Consider the following 20793-nt stretch of genomic DNA (forward strand, 5'->3'; position numbering starts at 1 on the left):
CGAGGTAGATGCCCTCGATGCCCATCCGCTTCATCACCACGGCCTGGCCGGGGGAGTACGGCCCGAACGTGGTGATGCTCTTGCCGCGGGAGAACAGATCCCGCAGGTGCGGATAGAACTCCGTCGCCGCCTCCCGGGCGATCGCGTAGTCGGCGGGGATCGTGCCGCGCTGCTCGGCGACCTGCCGGGCCGTGTAGAGGCGGGTGATGCCCTCGAATCGGGGACTGTCGAAGTAGCTCTGCGTTTCGGCGACATCCTGCTCGAACGGCGTCTGTGGCTGGAGGTCAGCTTCGATGATGGCCATAACTCACAGTACGGCGCGGGTTGGGCGCGTGGGAACGATTCGAGCGCGGGCGACGGGCGCTATTTGGTGCCGAAGATGCGGTCGCCGGCGTCCCCGAGCCCGGGCAGGATGTAGCCGTGCTCGTCGAGTTCCCGGTCGATCGCCGCGGTGTAGATCGGCACGCCGGGATGGGCGTCGGCCATCGCGGCGATTCCCTCGGGGCAGGTGAGTAGGCAGACGAACTTGATGGACTTGGGTCCGTGCTCGGCCAGCCGGTCCACCGCCGCCACCGCGGAGTGCCCGGTGGCCAGCATCGGATCGACCACGATCACGTCGCGCTCCCGCAGCTCCCCGGGCATCTTGAAGTAGTACTCCACCGCGACAAGCGTTTTCGGGTCTCGATAGAGGCCGATGTGACCGACCCGGGCCGACGGGACCACCTCGAGCATGCCGTCGAGGATGCCGGTGCCGGCCCGCAGGATCGACACGAACACCAGCTTCTTGCCGTCGATCACCCGCCCCGTGGTCCGCTCCAGCGGGGTCTCGACCTCGACCTCCTGCGTGGTGATCTCGCGCAGCACCTCGTAAGCCATCAGCACCGAGACCTCCTGCACCAACCGGCGAAAGGTGTTGGTGGACACGTCCTTGCGGCGCAACAGGGTGATCTTGTGCTGGATCAGCGGATGCTCGATCAGGTGCACCCCGCCTGCGCCCAGAGCCATGTTCTCTCCTGCCCGTGTTAGAAAACAGTGCCGTCACTGGCGATGGCCAGCGGCGGAAGACCATCGCGCAGGCGCTGCGCGGACGCCCGTCCGGCGGCCCATGTGCCGCCTTCGAGTACACACGCCAGCGGCATCCGCTCGGCATCGAGTCCCAGCCCGGCGCGCACCAGCGGCGCGAGCTCGTCGAGCAGCGCGACGGTCAGCGCGCGCCACTCGACGACGAGCTCATCCGCCGGATTCCAGGTGCGGGTGGCGAGGCCCTGGTCACGCAGTGCCAGGACCCCGGTATCGAGCAGCAGGCCCCCGTTGCGGTATTCGGGTAGCCCGGTCAGGCCTTCGACACCGGTCACCGTGATCCCGGCCCACACGAACGGTTCGATCAGCGAGTAGGTCAGCCACTGCGACAGTTTGTGCAGCGGCAACCATCCGGCGGTCAGGCCGGGGCCGGACACGGCCCCGTGACGCCAGCAGTCGCCCAACGGATGGTCGCCGATGGTGTTGCCGGCCGGCCAGATCGCCGAGAAGTGGGTCAGTAGCAGTGTGAGGATCTGCCGGGCGTCGACGGATCCGTCGGCGGCGTGCAGCGCGTCGAACAGTCCACCGGGCCTGCCCGGGGTGCCGAACACGGCGGGTTGGTCGGCCAGCACGTCACCGAGCCGACGCAACACCTGCACGCGGCCGGCGAGCCCGACCAGCGGGTTGTCGGGCGCCACCTGCAGCACCTCGGCGAGCCGCTGCTGGGTCAGCGCCCGTAGGGCCACGGCGTCGACCTGCAGCGGGCGGCCCGGATCGCTGGAGAATGCGCCGGCGACGAACCCGTGCCAGCTCGCGACGGCCAGCCCCTCCGAGCGGGTGAACCGCACCCCGACGTCGTCGCGATTCTCGACGAAACTCCATTCCGCCCCGGCCCCGGCGTCGAGCAGCACGCTGACGACCGCGAGATCGATCATCGCGCGGGCCCTGTCCCGGGGAGTGCACGGCGCGAGCAGTGCGTCGAGCTCGGCACGACGGTCCACCCCGCCGACCTCGAAGTGGCGCCACCTGCTGTGGTACGGGATCTGCAGGTCGGGGTAGCGGGCGCGGGTGACGGCGGCGACCGCGTCGGCCGCCTCGCCGAGTGCGTCGTCACGCACGGCGAACCAGCGCGACTCACCCGAGCGGGCCCGCGCCAGCAGCTGACGGGAGCGCGCCCGCACCTCATCGGTGGTTCGCAGCAGCGCGACGGCATCGGCAGGGTGTGCGGCCCGCGGGTCGGCGCCGACGGCACCGCCGGGCCGGCTCACCCGTCCAGCTCCCGGCCCTTGGCCTTCCGCAGCTCCTCGGCGTCGGGCGTCACGCCGGGGGTGTAGTAGCCGGCGGCGGTCTTCGCATCCATCTCCACCTGCGCGTCGGCGGGGATCAGCGCGTCAGGGATGGACACCCGCTCGCCGACCTCGATGCCGGAGCCGGTGATCGCGTCGTACTTCATGTTGCTCATCGAGACCAGACGGTGGATCTTGCGGATGCCGAGCCAGTGCAGCACGTCGGGCATGAGTTCCTGAAAGCGCATGTCCTGGACGCCGGCCACACATTCGGTTCGGGCGAAGTACTGGTCGGCGGTGTCTCCGCCGACCTGGCGCTTGCGGGCGTTGTAGACCAGGAACTTGGTCACCTCGCCGAGCGCCCGGCCCTCCTTGCGCGAGTACGCGACCAGTCCGACCCCACCGCGCTGTGCGCCCTGGATGCACTCTTCGATGGCGTGGGTCAGGTAGGGCCGGCAGGTGCAGATGTCCGAACCGAACACATCCGAGCCGTTGCACTCGTCGTGCACGCGGGCGGTGAGCTCGACCGCCGGATCGGCGAGGCCGCGCGGGTCACCGAAGATGTAGATGGTCTGCCCGCCGATCGGCGGAAGAAAGACCTCGAGATCCGAGCGGGTCACCAGCTCGGGGTACATTCCGCCGGTCTCTTCGAAAAGCGCTCGGCGCAAATCGGTTTCGCTGCATCCGAAACGCCGCGCGACGCCGGGCAGATGCCACACCGGCTCGATGGCGGCCTTGGTCACCTGCGCGGCACCGGTCGAGAGCAGCACCCTCTCGTCGGGACGCAGCCGCCCCCGCAGGATCCCGTCGCTGATCTCGGGCAGGATCACCTGGGCCTTGGTGACCGCGATCGTCGGACGGATGTCGATGCCGGCGGCGAGCTCGTCGGCGAAGGCCTCAGCGACCATCGCTCCCCAGGGATCGAGGCTGACGATCGCCGACGGGTCCCCCCACTGCGGATGCGGGCCGAAGACATCGGTCGGCGATGTGTTGGTCAGGTCGGCGCGGTGGTCTCGCGACAACGAGCCCGCCGCAACGGCCAGCGCCCGGTAGACGCCGTATGCGCCGCTATGGGTTCCGATCACGTTGCGATGCGAACGATTGCCGGTGGTCCCGACGACCGGGCCGCGCAGCGCCGCGGTCGGCGCACCCCACAGGATGGCCGGAGCGCCGGTGCCGGCGCTGTGGGAGGTCAGCCTGATGTGGCCACCTGCCGCCTTCGAGGGAGGCGGTGCGGTCGCGTCGGCGGGCATGGGGCCTGTCGACCTCCTTGCATGAAGGGAAAGCCGCCAGCATAGCCACTGGCAGCACGACGCGCCTGCGAGCGCCGGTCAGAGCGGCCAGGCCTCGCGTCGGTGGGCGGCGTCGAAGAACATCCACTCGTATCGCGATGTCGTCACGAAATGCGCGCGCGCAACTGCTTCCTCGGTCGGCGTCAGCTCCGGTCCGATCCGGTCGGTCAGGCGCAGGACCTCGGCGACGGTGGTCACGAAGTCCTCACCGGCGTAGCTGTCGATCCAGAGTTGGTACCGGGGATCGGTGGAGCCTTTCTCCAGCAGCCGGACGCCGACCTCCGCGTAGATCCAGTAGCAGGGGAGCACCGCCGCCAGACCGTCGGCGAAGCTGCCGCCGTATGCGGTGGCCAGCAGGTAGCTGTTGTAGGCCTGCGTGGTCGGGGTGACCGGGGCGGCGTCGACGGCCTCGATGCTCAGCCCGAGCGCCGGGAGTAGTTCGCCGTGCAGCGCGAGTTCGACGTCGAAGACCTCGGCGGCATGACGGGCGAACATCGCGGTTTCCGACAGATTCGGCGCTTTCGCCCCGACCACCGCCAGGGCGCGCGCGTACGCCCGCAGATAGTGCACGTCCTGCGCGACGTACTGGGCGAAGGCGTCGGCGGGCAGGCTGCCATCGGTGAGCCCGGTGACGAACGGGTGGGCGGTGATCGACTCGAACACCGGCTCGATCTGCGTCCACAGCCGGGTGGACCAGGAACCGGGATCGGCCGGGCCGATGCGCGGTGCGGAATTCCTCTGAGTCATGCCGATCATCCTTTCAGCGATGAGTAATCGCCTTACGGTCGGTCAGTACCGGTGAACACCCTGAACCAACCTGCCGGAGGTGCCCAGATGACCGACACGACCGCACTGCCCCCCGTGGTGGACGCCCGCAGCTGGCGCGAGGAACTCGACAAGCTGCGGGAACGCGAGAAGGCCGCCACCCGCGAGCTGGACGCCATCGCCGCTGCGCGGCGCCGGCTTCCGATGGTGGAGATGCCGGACTACACGCTGATCGGCGCGCAGGGTCCCGTCCGCCTCGCCGACGTCTTCAAGGGTCGCTCCCAGCTCATCGTCTACAACCACATGTGGACCGACGGCGCCGAGTGGCAGTGCGGTGGCTGCACCGGCTACACCTCGCAGTTCACCCGCCTGGACTTCCTGGACAGCTATGACGCCCGGTTTGTCATCGTCACCTCGGGACCGATCGACGAGGCACTGGCCTACCGCGACAAGGTCGGCAACCAGATGGAGTGGTACTCGTCATCGGAGAGCCCGTTCGCCACCGACGTCGACGCCGCACCCAACACCGGCTTCGCGGTCAACGTGTTCCTGCGCGACGGCGACACGGTGTACCGCACCTGGCATACCAACGGACGCGGCACCGAGCAGCTCAGTCATACGTTTGCGCTCATCGACGTCCTGCCCTGGGGTCGGCAGGAGAGCTGGCAGGATTCTCCCGAGGGATGGCCGCAGCAGCCGACCTATTCGGGGTGGCTGGATTCCCCGGACATCGCCCGCGCGTACGGCAACTCCGCACCCCAGCGGACCTGAGCCGCGCGACCCCCGCGCGACGGCGCGGACCGCGCTTGGCAGACTGTGGTCATGGCTCAGATAACCTTGCGTGGAAACGCGATCAACACCGTCGGAGAACTACCCGCTGTCGGATCGCCGGCTCCGGACTTCACGCTCACGGGCACCGATCTCGGCACGGTCAGCGGTGAGCAGTTCCGTGACAAGCCTCTGCTGCTGAACATCTTCCCGTCGGTGGACACGCCCGTCTGCGCGGCGAGCGTGCGCACGTTCAACGAGCGCGCGGCGGCGAGCGGGGTGTCGGTGCTGTGTGTGTCCAAGGATCTGCCATTCGCGCAGAAGAGGTTCTGCGGCACCGAGGACATCGAGAATGTCAAGGCTGCATCGGCGTTCCGCGACAGCTTCGGTGAGGACTACGGAATCACCATCGCCGACGGTCCGATGGCGGGTCTGCTTGCGCGCGCGGTCGTCGTGATCGGCGCCGACGGCAAGGTGTCCTACACCGAATTGGTGCCCGAGATCGGCCAGGAGCCCGACTACGACGCGGCGCTGGCAGCACTCCAGGCGTGAGCCGCGACATACCCTAGACGGCGGCGCGCCGCCACAGGTCACCGTTCGGTTCCGGAACCGCATCTGATTGATTCGCCGTTCTGCGACGACATCAAAACACGCCTACCGGTGGTGTAGAAGTGGTCATAGTGACTGTTGTGAATTGAATCCAGCGCCGCCGGGCGCTGGCGTCCGGAAAGCGATGGAAGTGCGATGCGACGCGTCCGTGTGTTTGTAGTCCTCCTGCTCGGTTTTGCCCTACTGGTGGCGACGCCGGGCCTTGCGACCGCTGACATCACGCGATCGGCCACCAACCAGAAGGCGGTAGAGCTGGTCATCGCCCGCGCCATGTCCCAGCGCGGCGTCCCGTTCGCCTACGGCGGTGGCGGCGCGTCGGGACCGAGCAAGGGCACTGTCGCGGTGTCCGAGCCCAATGAGACCGCCCAACCGGATTCGGCCGCGGCCGATCTGGTGCCCGGGTTGAACCTGCCCGGCGTCACGCCGGACGTCGGAGTGCCCGCGCCGGAACCGCGCCGCGTCGAGGTCGTCGGCTTCGACGCGTCGGGTCTGATGGTGTACGCCTACGCAGGTGCCGGGGTGAAGCTGCCGCGCTCGTCGGGTGAGCAGTACAAGGTCGGCCAGAAGGTCGTTCCGGCGGCCGCACTGCCGGGCGACTTGATCTTCTTCGGCCCCGAGGGAACTCAGAGCGTCGCCCTTTTCATCGGCAACGGGCAAATGGTCGAGACCACCGACGCCGGGGTGGCCGTGTCGCCGGTTCGCACCAAGGACATGGCGCCGTACCTGGTCCGCATCATCGCCTGAGCGCAGCGTCCGCCGAGCCGCCAGGGTTGCCGAGATCGTCTGCTGCGCAGGCGTGTTCGGCTGGTCGGGTCACACCTGCGGGATGGCTCCGGCGAGACCGAGCATCAAGACCAGCCCCGGCAGCAGGTTGGTGACCTGGTGGGCGACGATGCTCGCCGTCAGGTTGTCGGCATAGAGTCGCGCCAACCCGATCGGCAGCGCCACCACCAGAAGCAGTGGCGCCCTGGACCACTCCACGTGCGCGATCGCGAAGACCACGGTGGTCACCGCCAGCGCCACCCAGCGCCCCCAGCGCCGCTCCACCGCACCCCAGAGCAATCCCCGGTACACGATCTCTTCGCAGAACGGGGCGACGAAGACGATCACGACGAACACGACGACGGCCCACGCCCACGTGCTGCGGGTTCCGCCGAACACCTCGCCTGCCGCGGAGTTGGCGTCCTCGCCGACGATCCAGACCCACAGCAGTGCCGCGGGCAAGGTGACCAGCAACCCGGCGACGCCGAACAGAAGGCCCAAACCCGCGCTGCGCCGCGACCATTGCAGCTTCAGGTCGATCCGCGGTCCGTTCCCGCGCAGTCCCGTGATCAGGATGGCCACCCCGGCCGCCAGGAGCGTGGGCGTGGCCACGACCAGCACCACGTCCGAGATCGGAGGGCTCCCTTGGCCTCCCAGCAGGAAGGCAAGGGACAGCGACGACGCCAGGAAGATCACTTCGACGAGCAGGAAAGCGCCGAGCCCCCAGCGGCGCGGGCGCAACGGCTGTTCAGCGTCCACGAGGGGACGTTAGCTCACTAGCTGATGGCCACGAACGGGCTGATCACGTCCCGGACGAACTGGGTGATGTTGATCGACGGGTTCTGGTCCGGAAAGCTCACCGTCGCGAGCACGTTGCCACCGGCGTCGGCGAAGTTGCCGTCCGCCCGATCCTGATGGGACGACGAGGTCACCAGGATGATCCCCGACGTGCCCGCCTGCTTGGCCAGCGGCACCGAGAACCTGGCGTTCTGCACCGTGCTGTTGGCTCGGTCCTCGACGATGATCCGCTCGGGGGGAGTGCCGTACAAGCGCAGCATCTTGCTCATCTGCTCTGCTTCGGTGTTCCCGTTACGAGGGTTGCCACCGGTCACGATGATGGGCGCCTGGGGGAAGATCTGGGCCACCGCCAAGCCGGCGAGGACCCGGGTGTGCAGGATCAGGCGCATCGTGCCGTTCGGTTTGAGCCCGTAGCCCAGGATGACGATCGCCGGCTTGGAGAAGTCCTTGGTAACCAAGGGTGGGGCGGCGAGGGCGGGTCCCGCCGACACACCTGGCGCGACGAGCGCCGCAGCCAGCGCGACGGCGAGGACAAACGCTTTGCCTGCGGCGCCGAGGTGCTTCACGGCTTTTCGTGGAGTCATCGTCAATTTCATCGCCGCGGCGCGCCGAGTCATTACGGTCAGGTCTCAAAGCACGAACAATGCAGTGATCATCGGGGGTCGCCGAGCGCGCGATCAGCCGGGACGTGCTCTCGTGGAACGTGATGGCTGCCTACCGCATGTTCTCTGCCCGCGTCGTTCTCGCGACGGGTGTCTGCACGGCCCTGCTCGTCGCGGCGCCTACCGCGTCCGCTGCGCCCCCGTCCGACGGCCAGGGATATGTCAACTCGACGGCACGGTGCAGCGCACCGGACGCGGTGGTCGTTTTCGGGAGCACTGTGAGCTCTCGGGTGGCGATCTGCGAAAGCGACGACGGTGACTACGAGTACCGGGGAGTGCGGGTGCGCGACGGCGCGAGGCTGATCGCGCCGGCCTCACGATCCTCCGACGGCGCCTTCATCGCCACCAACGACGGCAGCGAGTACACGGTGACGTCGAGCGCTCTGATCATCAGCGCCGGGACGCGGGTGATCCGTGACGAGCCGATGCTGGACTTCCATCGCCCGGGTGCGATCGCAGCGCCCAGCGAGGCGAGGGCGCCGGCCACACCGACCACGCCTCTGCCGCCGCCGTTACCGGCCGAAGAGGGTGGCAGCTGACTGCTGCTGGGGTGACGCGCCGATCGCGCCCAGCGTCGCGAATTCGGTAGGTAACAGCCCGAACGGCCACGAATTGCGTGCTCGTCACCGAAGTCAACGTTTGCTGAAGACCGTACGGACGTTAACTGACGACATCGTCAGCAAATTGATTTCTACGGAAGAGATCCGCCGCACCGGGTAGACAATCGGCCACAATGTCGATACGTTTCGTGCGGGTCGGGGCCAGCACAGCAACATGGAGAAGCCTCATGCCCACAATGGCCATACCTATTTCACCGCGGGCGTCGCGCTGGTCGGGGCCAGCGTCATATCCGCGGCGCCGGTCGCCGCGCCGCAGCCCGATGCGCGGTTGGCAAGCTGGGACGTCAGCTTGGCCGCGACGACGCAGACCTGCGCGCAGGCGGCTGCAAGCACCCTGTGCAGCGAGCCGGCTGCGCTACCCGACGCGGCCCCGTCGCTACCACCGCGGACAGCGGTGGCTTTGTCAATATCCCCGCGAATCTGTTTATCGCGCTCGCGAATACGCCGTTCAACTTTTCACCGCCCTGGGCGAGGGAAACGTGCAACTCGGGTCGGACCCCGAGGGTGACTTCAGCTTTCAACTCACCTACGAGGGCGTCACGCTGACCCAGCCCGAGGGAAGCGTCCCGGGCCTGGCCAGGAACCTGCGATACACCGGCAGTGGGTGGCTCTACAGCCAGACCAACATCCTCGGCACCGACCCTGCCGACCCGTCCCGATACCAGGCGATCACCAATATCCTTGTCCCCGTTCCCGGCACTGGCTGTGCCGCTGGGCAACATCTTCGCCGCGATCGCCGCCTCGCAACTGCCGACGCACACCGGGTGCACCGGAACCGGCCCCGGTGCATGCGACGACCCGGTCGGCATTCTGAGCAAAATGTTCGACCTTCGTAATATTGCGGCACTGTTTTCGCCAGAGGGATACACCTATCCCGAGACGCGCGCAGGCATCACCTGCAACGAGGACGGGCAGTGCTACGTGAAGGACGAGGACGGACCCGAGGTGCCGTGGTCCGGGCAGACGGTCAAACTGGATGCGACAGAACCGTTCACCAGCACTTACGACAGCCTGACCGAGACACCGGATCTGTCCTCGATCAAACCGGTGACAGCCGAGTTGGTCACCGGAAGCCTGGTCAGCCTCGGCAGCGGACTGAACACCGCGTTCAACCCCTTCGTGCTGGGCACCCAGTGTGCGATCTGCGCCCCGTTCGTCCCCAATCCGGACAACGAGCCGGTGCCCGGGCCGGTCTTCGAGGACCTCGACGCCACCGAACCGGTCACCGCGGCGGTCTCCGCGGCGGTGGAGAACACCGCGCCGGTCGAAACGACGCAAACCGACGCCGCCACGGCGATGTCCAGCACACCCGACGCGACCGCCGACACCGACATCGACGAGGAGCCCGCGAAGACCGGTCCCAAGCATCGCAAGCCCAGCGCCGCGAGCGGAACCGTGAAGCAGGTGCGCAGCAGCATCAGCTCAACCATCTCCAAGGTCACCGACGGCTTCAAGAAGCCGGGCTCCAGGGTCGGTCAGTCGGACGACTCCTCGGCCGGGAAGGACAGCGACTCCGCCTCGGATTCGGACAAGAGCGACGCGGATTCGGGCAGCGACGACTGAGTCACCGGCTCACAGGTACGGGTCGGCCCACGCGCTGATGATGCGGGCCGCCCGTGCCGCCTGATTCTTCTCGGTGAGCAGGTGGTCGGCACCTTCCAGCGACACGAAACTGCGTGGGTGCCGCGCGGTGTTGAAGATCTCGCTGGCGTTCTCGATGCCCACCGTGTTGTCGGTGGGGGAGTGCATGACGAGCAGTGCTCGCCGCAGAGCGCTGATGCACTCGCGTAGATCGGTGGCGCGAATGTCCTCGATGAAGTGCCGCCGCAGAGTGAGTGCCTTGCCTCCGATCAGAAACGGTGCCTCGCCCTCTGCCTCGATCCGTTGTACCAGCGCGTCGTAGTTGTGCTCGACGTGCGCGGGTTCGACGGGCGCGCCGACGGTGACCACGGCAGCGACGCTCGGGCAGCCGTGCGCCGCCGAGACCACCGCAGAGCCTCCGAAGGAGTGGCCGACGAGAAGCCGGACCTCACGGCCCGATTCGTTCATGAACTCCACCGCACGGACGGTGTCGGCGACCTTGTGGGAGAACGAACCGTCGCCCCAGTCACCTTCGGAGTCCCCGAGGCCGAGATTGTCGAACCGCAGCATGCCGACGCCCTCACTGGCCAGCTGCTTGCAGATCCGGCTGGCCGCCGGCGAGTCCTTGCTGAGGGTGAACCCGTGGGCGAACACCCCCCATCCCCGAACCTCGCCCTCGGGTGGGTCGATCAGACCGGCCAACGCCGGACCGCTGCTACTGGGGAACGTGATGCGTTCTGCCACGTGGCCATCCTGTCACCGGCGAAGGCTGCCGGTCGCATCACCCTCCGCGACCTCGCCACCGCCGACGGGCACAAAACGTCATCTGTGGGCGTTGCCCAGGTGTGACAGTCCAAGCCAGGAGGTAGGCGTGAAGGTTCGGTTCGGAGTCAGCCTCGGCGCGGAAGTCGCCCCGGATCAGTTGCCCGGGTTCGTCGATGACCTCGAGCGCGCCGGTGTCGACTCGCTGTGGTTCTCTGAACTCGTCTACTCGCCGGCGGTGGACCCCTTCGTCGGCATGACGCATGCACTGGCGCGCACGACGAAGCTGAAGGTCGGCACCTCGGTCGCGGTGCTGCCGGGCCGCCACCCGGTGCTGATCGCCAAACAGCTGGCGTCACTGGCCGCACTCGCACCGAAGAGGGTCCTCCCGGTCTTCGGGCTGCGGTCGGCGATCCCCGCCGAGCGTGACCTGTTCGTCGTCCCGCACGGGCAGCGCGCAGCGGTCTTCGACGAGTCATTGGCGTTGCTGCGCACCGTCCTGCGCGACCGCGACGTCACGTTCGACGGGCAGTTCTTCACCGTGCGGGACGTCGAGATCCTTCCGAAACCAGCTGCACCGGTCGATATCTGGCTCGGTGGCGCCAGCCGGGCCGGCTTCCGGCGGATCGGCCGCTACGGTGACGGCTGGCTGGGCAGCTTCGTCACGCCCGCCGAAGCGCGCCGGGCCTGCCTCGACATCGACGCCGCCGCCGACGCGGTGGGGCGCCACGTTCCGGCGGATCATTTCGGAATCAATCTGGCGGTGGGAGAAGGCGAATTACCCGAGCAGGTTCTGGCAGCCGTGCGCAAGCGGCGACCCGATCTCGACCCGGCAGAACTCGTCGCGACCGACTGGGCACAGCTGCATCGGCAGATCGATGAGTACGTCGCCGCGGGTCTGACGAAGTTCGTGATCAGACCGGCCGGGCAAATCGGCAGCGAGGCGTTTCTCGAGTCCTTCGTCAGGGAACTGCTCCCTCGACAGAATTGAGTCCGTGAACGGTGCCACTCCTGCGCGGTTCAGTGCAGGTTTTCGGAGACCCACGCGCGCAGCGCTCTTCGGTCGAGCTTCCCGCTGGCGAGCGTCGGGATCTGGGCGCTGGACGCGGTGATCCACCGCGTCGGCACCTTGTAGGAGGACAGCACATCGCGGGTGCGGCGGGCCAGCGACTCCACATCGAGGTCACCGTCGGCGGGCACGAGCACGGCGCACACCTCTTCGCCGCGCACAGCGTGGTCGACGCCCATCACCACGCACTGCGCCACCTCCTCGAAACCCTCGATGACCGCCGCGACCTCCAATGGGGAGACATTGGCTCCGGACGTCTTGATGAGCTCGCTGGAACGGCCGACGTAGAACAACCGGGGGTCGTCGGCGTTGCGGTACACCCGGTCTCCGGTGTGGTACCACCCGTCGGCGTCGAACGTCTCATTGCGTTCCCGCTTGTTGTACCCCGCCATCACGCCGATACCGCGGACCAGCAACTCGCCGATCGTTCCGTCGCCGACGGGCATCCCGCTCTCGTCGACGATCGTCATCTCCGTGTAGGCGAATCCGCCGGCGGTCTCGGACATGGTGCGGTGGACGGGGAAGCCGTCGGGGACATCGGTCATGGCGATGTCCAACGGGCCGTCACGCAGCATCGGCGCGGCAGACAGGTCCCGGGCGGCGAAGCTGGGATGCTCCCGTATCCGCTGGGTGAAGGCCGGCCATCCCACGATCCCGGTAGCTCGCTCCGTTTCAGCGAGGTCGAGCGCGGTTCCGGCGTCGAGCCCGGGCATCACGAGCAGCGTCACGGGTTCGTGTAGTGCGCCGGTGGCGGCAAGCACGCCGCCGATCCAGAAGAACGGCATCGCGCACAGAATCACCGGCGCCGAGGGTGACCCGGTGATCGCGCGGATCGCTGCGGGCCATGTCGAGGTCTGTCTGGCCACTGTGCCGTGGGTGTGCAGCACACCCTTCGGGTCGGCGGTGGATCCAGAGGTGTGCACCATGATCGCAAGATCGGCGGGCGAGACCTCGTTCTCGGCAGAAGTGAGGACATCGGCGGGGAGGCGGTCCGTGTCGGTGTCGCTGTGACTGCCCGACCACTGTCGTCGGCTGTTGCCGGTCAGCACGATCCGCCGCAGGAACGGCGCCCGATCCAACGCCAGCCGCTCAGCAGTCTGTCCGGTCAGCTCCGGAAAGGCCGCTTCGAGCCGCTCGGCGACGTCGATGTCGAGCACCCGGTCGGGGGCGATCAGCAGGCCGATGTCGGCCAACCTGACGACCTTGGCGATCTCGGCGGGGCGATACATGGTGCTCAACGGCACCGCGACGGCCCCGATTCGCGACACAGCGAGCCACCAGGTCACCCATTCGGCGCCGTTCGGGAAGAACAAGCCCACGCGGGTCCCCTTGCCGACTCCCCGGGCGAGCAACCACCGGGCGAGCTCGGCTGAGCGTCGGTCGGCCGACGCGTAGCTGAGCCGCTCCGTGGGAGTGACCAGGTAGGTGCGGTCACCGAACTCCCGAACGGCGTGCGCGAGCAGTGCCGGAATCGTCAGCGGTGGTTTATGCACATGCCGATCATCTCCAACCGCCGCCATGGGGTGTCACTCCGGTGTCCGGTCGACGGTCGCCACGGCGCGGGCAAGCAGCCACGCCCGGCCGTGCGCTTCCTCGCCCGCGATCACGTCCAGACCGGCGAACGCCCGTCGCAGCTCACCGGCGCCCACCCGGAAGGATCCCGGCGATGCCCCGACTTCGCTCAGCGCGCTGGCCGCGAGGAGGCCACCGGGTGCGATCCGGCCGGTGATGGCCTGGTCCAGACGGGCGTCGCGAAACATATTGCAGATCAACACGTCTGCGGGGCTCCCCGCGGGTAGACCGTTGTCGAGGTCACAGACCTCGAAGTGACACCGCGCGGCCACCCCGCATCGTTCGGCCAGCTCGCGGGCCTGCGAGATCGCCACCGCGGATACGTCGCAGCCCCACACGGCCATTCCGCGCTGCGCCAGCCACACGGCGGCTCCACCGGTTCCGCATGCCAGGTCCAGTGCGCGGCCGGTCGTCGGGAACTCCTCCGCGAACGGCTGGAACACGGCAGGCAGCGCGGCGTCGTCGAGCGTCACCGAGCCGCGGTCGGCGTAGCGCCGGTCCCAGCGGACGCCACCCTCATCGGACATCAAAGCAAGGTTAAGGCTTCGCCGCGGCCGGCCGGCGATGACTCCGCCGCGGCGCAGGAGTCTGTATGGCGAGATGCCCGCAGACGTCAGGAGAGAATAGTGACCTCGAAAGCCGCGAGTGTGTGGTCGATCGTGCACGCCGAACGGGCTCAACTGGTTTCCGACCTCCGCACTGTGCCTGCCGAGGCGTGGTCGACGCCGTCGCTGTGTGCGGGATGGACCGTGCACGACGTCCTTGCTCATCTCCTCGACACGGCGAAGACCTCGAGGACGCGCTTCGTTCGACGGATGATCGCTGCGCGGTTCGACTTCGACGGTGACAACGCCGCCGGGGTCGCAGCGGAGCGACGCGACGATCCAACAGCCACACTCGACGCCATGGACGCCGTCATCGGGCTGACACTGACGCCACCAACCGCCCGCGCAACTCGGCTCGTGGAGGCCATCGTCCACGGCGAGGACATCCGCAGACCGCTGGGGATCGCTGCTGCCTACCCGCCTGCGGCAGTGGCGACGGCGCTGGCGTATCAGGCCAGGACCGCTGTTTCGTTCCACGGCGGACGCGAGAGGGTGCAGGGCTTGCGCCTCGTCGCGACGGATACCGGCATCGAGATCGGAGACGGTCCGGAGGTCCGCGGACCCGCAATAGACCTCCTGGTCGTCACCTCCGGACGCCGGGCCCCGGGGTGTTCTCTCGAGGGCCCGGGCGCCGCCCGTCTGCTCGCCTCCGCGGGGTAGCCCTGCTGATCGAACCCATTGTCATTCGAGCATCTCGGCGATCGACGGGCCGGCGCGCCACTGGTCGACGACCGGCTTCACGGCGTCCACGAGCAGCGGAAGCTGAGGCGCCAAACCCAGGCAGGAGACCGCCGCGAGCAGCGCGGCCGCCTCCGTGATCCGCAGTACCGATTCGTGCGCCGGGCGCAGCCCCAGGCGTACCGCGGCATCGTTGTAGGCGGCCACCCCGTCGGGCCCTGCCATCGCGAGATCGGACTCGATCGGGCCGGTGGTGACGAGTTCGAAATCGGACCACAACTCGCCGTCTGCGGTGCAGATCAGGTTGTGGAACGGCGCGTCACCGTGGATCGTCTGGAAGCCAGCTGCCGGGAATGCCTTCGCGAACGCCGCTTTGGATGCCATAACCGAAGCAAGCAGCGACCATTCCCGTTGCACCCGTTCATGTTCGGCGGTGCTCAGCAGATCCGGTCGCTGTCCGAGTTCGTTCAGCCCGTCGGGGATGTAGTCGTTGAACGGCGTCCAGAACCCGAGATGGCTGCCGTCGTACCCGCGCAACGCGGCGTGCAGGTGAGCGGTGGCCTCGAAGCGTCGGCACGGGTCGAGCACAGCATCCGGAACCTCTTCGACGAACTCCCAGAACGTCATCGAGAACCCTTCGCGCCAAACGGGTTCACGCGGAACCAGCGGACTCGGCGCAACCACGGGATGGCCGCGATCGGCAAGCCAACCCGTGACCGCGATCTCTGAGCGCTGTTGGGCGGTCTGCCGCGCGGGAGACTGGAGGTAGGAACGGGGGAGAACCGTCGGCACGCGAACCGCAACGGGAGCCGGGGCGAGATGGACGATCACCGAGAACACGTCGTAGAGCACCCGGGGTTCGTCCACCGGCAGCCCGAAGTCGCGGCCGGCTGCCGTCGCGGCCGCCACCGCGCGGGCAGTCCGGTCGGCGATCTGGTCGGGGGTCAACACCGTGCCCAGTTTGACGTCTCCCCGCGGGGTGCGTCGAGCCGATTTCCGCGTGCGGTTGGCCACCCGACTACGGTCGGGTGTCATGACGAACCGCCGTATGAGGGTGCTCATCATCGGGGGCGGCTTCGGCGGTCTGTTCTGTGCGCGAAGGTTGGGCGGCACCGACGTCGACGTCACCCTGCTCGACCGGGCAGCCGGCCACCTGTTCCAACCGCTGCTCTACCAGTGCGCCACTGGGACGCTGAGCATCGGGCAGATCAGCCGTCCGCTGCGCGAGCAGTTCGCCCGCCACCGCAACATCACCACGCTGCTCGGCGAGGCCAACGAGCTGGACGCAGAGGCCCGCCGGGTCACCGCCCGCCGACCCGATGAGACGACGTTCACCCTGGACTACGACGTGCTCGTCGTCGCGGTCGGCATGCAGCAGTCCTACTTCGGCAACGCCGACATCGCACAGTGGGCGCCGGGGATGAAGACTCTCGATGACGCGCTGAGCATCCGGCAACGCCTGTTCACCGCATTCGAGATCGCCGAGACGCTGCCGCCGGGCGCAGAGCGGGACAGCTGGCTGACCTTCGCCGTCGCCGGTGGTGGTCCCACCGGGGTGGAACTGGCTGGGCAGATCCGCGAGATGGCGACGCGGACGTTGGCCAACGAGTTCCACAGCATCGACCCCGAGGACGCTAGGGTGATGTTGTTCGACGGCGGAGACCGGGTGCTGAAGAGCTTCGCTCCGGACCTTTCCAGCAAGGCCGCCGACACCCTGCAGCGGCTCGGCGTGGAGTTGCGGTTGGGCGTGCACGTCACCGATGTACGCCGCGAGGGCGTGACCGTCTCGCCGAAAGGCGGTGGCCCGGACGAGGAGTATGCGGCCAGGACCGTGCTGTGGACCGCCGGCGTCGAAGCGGTGCCCTTCGCACGGCACCTCGCCGACGTGGTCGGCGCCGGGTCCGACCGCTCCGGTCGGATCCATGTCGAACCCGACCTGTCGGTACCGGGACGGCCCGAGATCTTCGTCATCGGCGATCTCGTCGGCCGCGACAAGCTGCCGGGCGTCGCCGAGAACGCGATGCAGGGAGGGCTGCACGTAGCCGCCTGCATCCGGCGCGAACTCGAGGGAAAAGCCCGCAGGCCGTACCGCTACCGTGACCTGGGCTCCGCGGCGTACATCAGCCGGGGAAACGCCCTGTTGCAGATCGGCCCCATCAAGGTTGCCGGTTTCCCGGGCTGGTTGGCGTGGGGGCTGCTGCACATCGCATTTCTCACCGGTGTCAGCAATCGCATCAGCACCGTCGTCACCTGGTTGGCCACCATCGCGCGCACCAACCGCCGCCACCACCGAGCGTTCATGCTCGGCGACAGCCACACCACCTCCCTGCAGCGCTACACCTGGGCGACGTGTGACGACCATCCGTCCCGGCCGCAGCCAGGGTCGGCGATCGAAAATTAGCGACGAGACGCTGAGATTACCGGTAGCGACGACAAGGGTCGGCGGGGTGTTTATATATCACCCCATCGGGGTGGATAGACATCTGGCTGTACTCGCCGACTGCGGGTCCTACCGGACCCGGGATTGGAGTTCACCGATGAAGTTGACCGGTTTCCTTGCAAGCGCGGCTGTCGTGGGCGGACTCACCGCCGGCGCCCTCGGTTTCGCGCCGCCACCGCCACTGCGCAACCCGGCTGGACACCGCCGCCGGTGCCGCCTGCCGGTCCCGATACCGGACAGCCGCCGGCGTGGGCACCGCCGCAACCGGTGCCGCCGCTGTGGGTCCAGGGCCAACCCCAGGTCTGGGACGAAGGTTGGCAGCACTGGGGCGTGTGGATGAACGGCGTGTTCATTCCGACGTACTGATCACGCCCGAACGGCGACCACCGCAGATCTTTCGGATCTGCGGTGGTCGACTCGTTTTCGGGCCTCAGACACCCAGCGTGCGCTGGATGTCCGGCTTCATCGCGTTGAGCTGCGAACCCCAATACCCCCAGCCGTGGGTGCCGTTGGCGGGGAAGTTGAAGACACCGTTGCTGCCACCGGCAGCCTCGTACTGACGCTGGAACGCCTGATTGCTGTCCTGCGTGATGCCCTCGAGCAGCTGGCCGGGGATGTCGCCGCCGCCACCGAGGTCACCAGGCCGGCCGTTGCCGGTGTACACCCAGATGCGGGTGCCGTTGGCCACCAACCGTCCCGCCTGTACCGTCGGGTCGTTGCGCTGCCACGCCGGACCGCCGCCGGGACCCCACATCGCGGTGGCGTCGAAGCCGCCTGCGTCACGCATCGCGAACCCGACCAGGGTGGGCCAGATGCCTTCGGACAGGTTGAGGAAGCCCGACAGCGAAGCCGCGTAACGGAATTGATTCGGGTGGTACGCGGCCAGGATCAGCGCCGAGCTCCCCGACATCGACAGACCGACGACGGCGTTGCCGCTGGGGGAGATGCCCTTGTTGGCCGCGAGATACGCCGGCAGCTCGGAGGTCAGGAACGTCTCCCACTGGTAGTTGTAGGTGCGCCCGTTACCGACAGCCGGACGCTGCCAGTTGGTGTAGAAGCTCGACATGCCGCCGACGGGCATCACAACCGACAGACCCGACTCGAAATAGTTCTCGAACGCCGCGGTCTCGATATCCCAGCCGCTGTTGTCGTCGCGGGCGCGCAGCCCGTCGAGCAGATAAACCGCCTTGGGGCCTCCGCCCTGAAACCTGACGGGGATGTCGCGGCCCATCGCCGCCGACGGAACCATCAGCGTCTCCACCGGCAGACCGGGCCGAGAGTAGGCACCCGCGGTGGCCGGGGTGCCGGCGACGGCGATCAACCCCGTCAGCAGCAGCGCTGCAAGCGCGCCGGCCTGTAGCCGACGACCCAAACTGTGCATGAATTTCATGTGATTTGTTGCCGTTCTCTCTGGACGCGCACCACAGCGCGTTCCTCACGAAAAGGTCTGCGGCCAGCCCTTCACCGAATCGGATGCCACTGCTTCGCATCCACCGCATCGCGAGCGGACCACCGCCGAAGCGGTGCCATCAGTTAGTTCGTCATGTGACGATTTGCCGTTACGGCGAATCGGCAGCGGGCGGGGCTGGTCACATCTACGTAAGAAATGCCGCTGTCGCGAGCACGCTCACTGCTGCGCTGCCCGCCACTTGTCCAGCATGCGGCGGTCCCGTTTGGTGGGCCTGCCGGCGCCGCGGTCCCGGACCGCCAGCGGCACCTGGGGAGTGGCGGCCGGCGCGGGGGACCGATCGAGATAGCAGGTCACGGCATCGGCTGCCCCGACCCGCTTCTGGATCACCCGCACCACCTCGACGATGCGCGTCCTGTCGCCCAATCGGGCGCGCACCTCGTCACCAGGAGACACCGTGGTTGCGGGCTTGGCGGGCCGGTCGTTGATCCGCACGTGGCCACCCCGGCACGCCGCTGCGGCGTCTGGCCTGGTCTTGGTCAGGCGGACGGCCCACAACCACCGGTCCACGCGGGTCGACTCCATGACATCCATCATGGACCGCCAGGCATCCGCGTCGCACCGTTGACAGGCAAGCAGATGCTTGCATAACGTGGATTCGCGTGGGCGACGTCTTCAAGGCACTGGCCGACCCCACGCGCCGCACCATCCTCGACGAGCTGACGGACCGCAACGGGCAGACGCTCTTCGAGATCTGCGCGCGGCTGGCGACCAAGCACCGCCTGGGCTCGTCGCGGCAGGCGGTCTCACAGCACCTCGACGTCCTGGAGGCGGCGGGGCTGGTCGAGACGCGTCGCGAGGGCCGCTACAAGTTCCACTACATCAACACCGCCCCGCTCGAACCGATCATGGCGCGGTGGCTCGAACAGCCGGGGAAGGATGACCATGAGAATCAATCTGACAAGCGTGTTGGTTGACGACCAGGACAAGGCACTGCGCTTCTACACCGAGACCCTCGGGTTCGCGCCGAAGCACGACGTCCCGATGGGCCAGCACCGTTGGATCACCGTCGTATCCCCGGAGGATCCCGACGGCACCGAGCTCGTCCTCGAACCCGACGAACACCCCGCAGCCAAGCCGTTCAAAGAGGCGCTGATGGCCGACGGCATCCCGTTCACCTCGTTTGCCGTCGCCGACGTGGCCGGGGAGTACGAGCGACTGCGGGGATGCGGGGTGAACTTCGCTCAGGAACCGACGCCCATGGGGCCGGTCACCACCGCCGTGCTCGACGACACCTGCGGCAATCTGATCCAGATCGCGCAACGCAACGGCTGAGGATGGCCCCGCCACGGATGAATTTGCATCAGGTGGGTACTTACGCCTCAGCACGAACCAGTCGCTGAGGTAGGCGCAACACATCGTGTCATTAAGATTTCGCACGCTCAAAAACCTGCCCATTCAACGAAGATCTTGCATTCGTATGCTTTTTGAGCCATTCTGGATGTGACTTCAAACACGATCAAGTATGTGGAGGGGATGGCATCACCCATCGTTGTCATGGGCGTCTCGGGTTCCGGCAAGTCGACCGTAGGCGCGGCGTTGGCTCAGCGCCTGCGGGTTCCCTTCGCCGACGCCGATGACTTCCATCCGCCCGCCAATGTCGCCAAGATGTCGGCCGGTGAACCGCTCGACGACGATGACCGCCATCCATGGCTGGATGCGATCGGACAGTGGTTGGCCGATCACCCTGATGGGGGAGTCATGAGCTGTTCGGCACTCAAGCGCAAGTACCGTGACCAACTCCGAGGGCACTGCTCGGCGATCGAGTTCCTGCATCTGTCCGGCACGACCGAGGTCATCGGCAGGCGACAAGCCAGCCGTCCCGGGCACTTCATGCCGGCCTCGTTGCTCGAGTCACAGTTCAAAACCCTCGAGCCCCTGGAATCCGACGAACAGGGCATCGACATCGACGTCGATCAGAACATCGATGCCATCGTCGAGACCTACATCGCCGCAAGCGAACAGCCGGACCGATGAACCATCGGGTGAGCTGGACGATGCGCAGACTTCACGATCGTGACACGCCCGGAACCTGC

The 20793-nt window shown here is 67.6% G+C and carries 23 protein-coding genes and 1 pseudogene; 11 read left to right on the forward strand and 13 right to left on the reverse strand.

Going from position 1 to position 20793, the window contains the following annotated elements; translation table 11 throughout:
* The 5 genes and pseudogenes from WA944_RS14470 to tenA all read right to left on the reverse strand — a co-directional run.
* Positions 1–304 (reverse strand): annotated as a pseudogene (locus WA944_RS14470) (isocitrate lyase ICL2); the annotation flags it as partial.
* 59 nt (positions 305–363) lie between these two features.
* The gene (gene upp, locus WA944_RS14475) at positions 364–1005 is read right to left on the reverse strand and encodes a uracil phosphoribosyltransferase (protein ID WP_526370196.1); all 642 of its coding nucleotides are present in this window, start codon (positions 1003–1005) and stop codon (positions 364–366) included.
* A 17-nt stretch (positions 1006–1022) separates the two neighbouring features.
* A complete protein-coding gene (locus WA944_RS14480) occupies positions 1023–2288 on the reverse strand; it encodes a DUF1688 family protein (protein WP_526611614.1) in 1266 nt (421 codons plus the stop codon).
* Positions 2285–3559 carry a GTP cyclohydrolase II gene (locus WA944_RS14485; protein WP_526370192.1) on the reverse strand — a complete coding sequence of 425 codons (1275 nt, stop codon included), beginning with the start codon at positions 3557–3559 and terminating at the stop codon, positions 2285–2287. The genes WA944_RS14480 and WA944_RS14485 overlap by 4 nt, the downstream gene beginning before the upstream one ends.
* Before the next feature lie 78 nt (positions 3560–3637).
* Entirely contained in the window at positions 3638–4345 is a 708-nt protein-coding gene (tenA, locus tag WA944_RS14490) for a thiaminase II (protein WP_526370191.1), read from the reverse strand.
* Positions 4346–4432: 87 nt separating this feature from the next.
* Between tenA and WA944_RS14495 the strand changes: the two genes are divergently transcribed.
* From WA944_RS14495 to ripD, 3 genes are all read left to right on the forward strand, one after another.
* Complete coding sequence (locus tag WA944_RS14495) at positions 4433–5134, forward strand: DUF899 domain-containing protein (protein WP_526611612.1); 702 nt, start codon at positions 4433–4435, stop codon at positions 5132–5134.
* Between the two features lie 51 nt (positions 5135–5185).
* On the forward strand, positions 5186–5683 hold the full coding sequence (gene tpx / locus WA944_RS14500) for a thiol peroxidase (RefSeq protein ID WP_526370187.1): 498 nt from the start codon (positions 5186–5188) through the stop codon (positions 5681–5683).
* A gap of 192 nt (positions 5684–5875) precedes the next feature.
* Positions 5876–6484, forward strand: a complete 609-nt coding sequence (gene ripD, locus WA944_RS14505; RefSeq protein ID WP_526370185.1) for an NlpC/P60 family peptidoglycan-binding protein RipD — start codon at positions 5876–5878, stop codon at positions 6482–6484.
* A gap of 69 nt (positions 6485–6553) precedes the next feature.
* On the opposite strand, the gene WA944_RS14510 is transcribed toward ripD, so the two are convergent.
* Both WA944_RS14510 and WA944_RS14515 read right to left on the reverse strand, forming a co-directional pair.
* The gene (locus tag WA944_RS14510) at positions 6554–7261 is read right to left on the reverse strand and encodes a CPBP family intramembrane glutamic endopeptidase (protein WP_526370184.1); all 708 of its coding nucleotides are present in this window, start codon (positions 7259–7261) and stop codon (positions 6554–6556) included.
* Positions 7262–7278: 17 nt separating this feature from the next.
* A complete protein-coding gene (locus WA944_RS14515; protein WP_526370200.1) occupies positions 7279–7884 on the reverse strand; it encodes a YdcF family protein in 606 nt (201 codons plus the stop codon).
* A gap of 122 nt (positions 7885–8006) precedes the next feature.
* Between WA944_RS14515 and WA944_RS14520 the strand changes: the two genes are divergently transcribed.
* Entirely contained in the window at positions 8007–8501 is a 495-nt protein-coding gene (locus WA944_RS14520) for a hypothetical protein (protein ID WP_526370182.1), read from the forward strand.
* A 762-nt stretch (positions 8502–9263) separates the two neighbouring features.
* Positions 9264–10145 (forward strand): hypothetical protein, encoded by an 882-nt coding sequence (locus WA944_RS14525; RefSeq protein ID WP_526370180.1) that lies wholly within the window; start codon positions 9264–9266, stop codon positions 10143–10145.
* A gap of 9 nt (positions 10146–10154) precedes the next feature.
* Here WA944_RS14525 and WA944_RS14530 read toward each other — a convergent pair whose 3' ends face one another.
* Positions 10155–10907, reverse strand: a complete 753-nt coding sequence (locus tag WA944_RS14530) for an alpha/beta hydrolase family protein (protein WP_526370178.1) — start codon at positions 10905–10907, stop codon at positions 10155–10157.
* A 127-nt stretch (positions 10908–11034) separates the two neighbouring features.
* Between WA944_RS14530 and WA944_RS14535 the strand changes: the two genes are divergently transcribed.
* Positions 11035–11916, forward strand: a complete 882-nt coding sequence (locus tag WA944_RS14535) for a TIGR03854 family LLM class F420-dependent oxidoreductase (RefSeq protein WP_526611610.1) — start codon at positions 11035–11037, stop codon at positions 11914–11916.
* Positions 11917–11945: 29 nt separating this feature from the next.
* Here WA944_RS14535 and WA944_RS14540 read toward each other — a convergent pair whose 3' ends face one another.
* Together WA944_RS14540 and WA944_RS14545 are read right to left on the reverse strand one after the other, a co-directional pair.
* Complete coding sequence (locus WA944_RS14540) at positions 11946–13487, reverse strand: class I adenylate-forming enzyme family protein (protein WP_526373104.1); 1542 nt, start codon at positions 13485–13487, stop codon at positions 11946–11948.
* Positions 13488–13520: 33 nt separating this feature from the next.
* Positions 13521–14093 (reverse strand): class I SAM-dependent methyltransferase, encoded by a 573-nt coding sequence (locus WA944_RS14545; RefSeq protein ID WP_526647070.1) that lies wholly within the window; start codon positions 14091–14093, stop codon positions 13521–13523.
* Between the two features lie 99 nt (positions 14094–14192).
* On the opposite strand from WA944_RS14545, the gene WA944_RS14550 reads away from it, so the two are divergent.
* On the forward strand, positions 14193–14831 hold the full coding sequence (locus WA944_RS14550; RefSeq protein ID WP_526647071.1) for a maleylpyruvate isomerase family mycothiol-dependent enzyme: 639 nt from the start codon (positions 14193–14195) through the stop codon (positions 14829–14831).
* A gap of 21 nt (positions 14832–14852) precedes the next feature.
* Here the strand turns inward: WA944_RS14550 and WA944_RS14555 are convergent, their stop codons facing one another.
* Positions 14853–15863: a phosphotransferase gene (locus tag WA944_RS14555; protein ID WP_526372412.1), complete on the reverse strand. Its 1011-nt coding sequence runs from the start codon at positions 15861–15863 to the stop codon at positions 14853–14855.
* Positions 15864–15882: 19 nt separating this feature from the next.
* Between WA944_RS14555 and WA944_RS14560 the strand changes: the two genes are divergently transcribed.
* Positions 15883–17250 carry an NAD(P)/FAD-dependent oxidoreductase gene (locus WA944_RS14560; RefSeq protein WP_526372413.1) on the forward strand — a complete coding sequence of 456 codons (1368 nt, stop codon included), beginning with the start codon at positions 15883–15885 and terminating at the stop codon, positions 17248–17250.
* A gap of 469 nt (positions 17251–17719) precedes the next feature.
* On the opposite strand, the gene WA944_RS14565 is transcribed toward WA944_RS14560, so the two are convergent.
* Both WA944_RS14565 and hslR read right to left on the reverse strand, forming a co-directional pair.
* Positions 17720–18670, reverse strand: coding sequence for an alpha/beta hydrolase (locus WA944_RS14565; RefSeq protein ID WP_526372414.1), 951 nt, complete (start codon positions 18668–18670; stop codon positions 17720–17722).
* Positions 18671–18916: 246 nt separating this feature from the next.
* Positions 18917–19282 (reverse strand): Hsp15 family ribosome-associated heat shock protein, encoded by a 366-nt coding sequence (gene hslR / locus WA944_RS14570; protein WP_526372415.1) that lies wholly within the window; start codon positions 19280–19282, stop codon positions 18917–18919.
* 77 nt (positions 19283–19359) lie between these two features.
* Here hslR and WA944_RS14575 point away from each other — a divergent pair, with 77 nt between their 5' ends.
* The 3 genes from WA944_RS14575 (at position 19360) to WA944_RS14585 (ending at position 20734) form a co-directional block, all read left to right on the forward strand.
* Positions 19360–19674 carry an ArsR/SmtB family transcription factor gene (locus WA944_RS14575; RefSeq protein ID WP_526372416.1) on the forward strand — a complete coding sequence of 105 codons (315 nt, stop codon included), beginning with the start codon at positions 19360–19362 and terminating at the stop codon, positions 19672–19674.
* A complete protein-coding gene (locus WA944_RS14580) occupies positions 19643–20032 on the forward strand; it encodes a VOC family protein (RefSeq protein ID WP_526372417.1) in 390 nt (129 codons plus the stop codon). Before WA944_RS14575 ends, WA944_RS14580 begins: the two co-directional genes overlap by 32 nt.
* Positions 20033–20233: 201 nt before the next feature.
* Entirely contained in the window at positions 20234–20734 is a 501-nt protein-coding gene (locus WA944_RS14585) for a gluconokinase (protein ID WP_526372418.1), read from the forward strand.
* Positions 20735–20793: the final 59 nt, after the last annotated feature.

It is taken from the genome of Mycobacterium sp. (genome assembly GCF_049683355.1).
Classification (GTDB): domain Bacteria; phylum Actinomycetota; class Actinomycetes; order Mycobacteriales; family Mycobacteriaceae; genus Mycobacterium.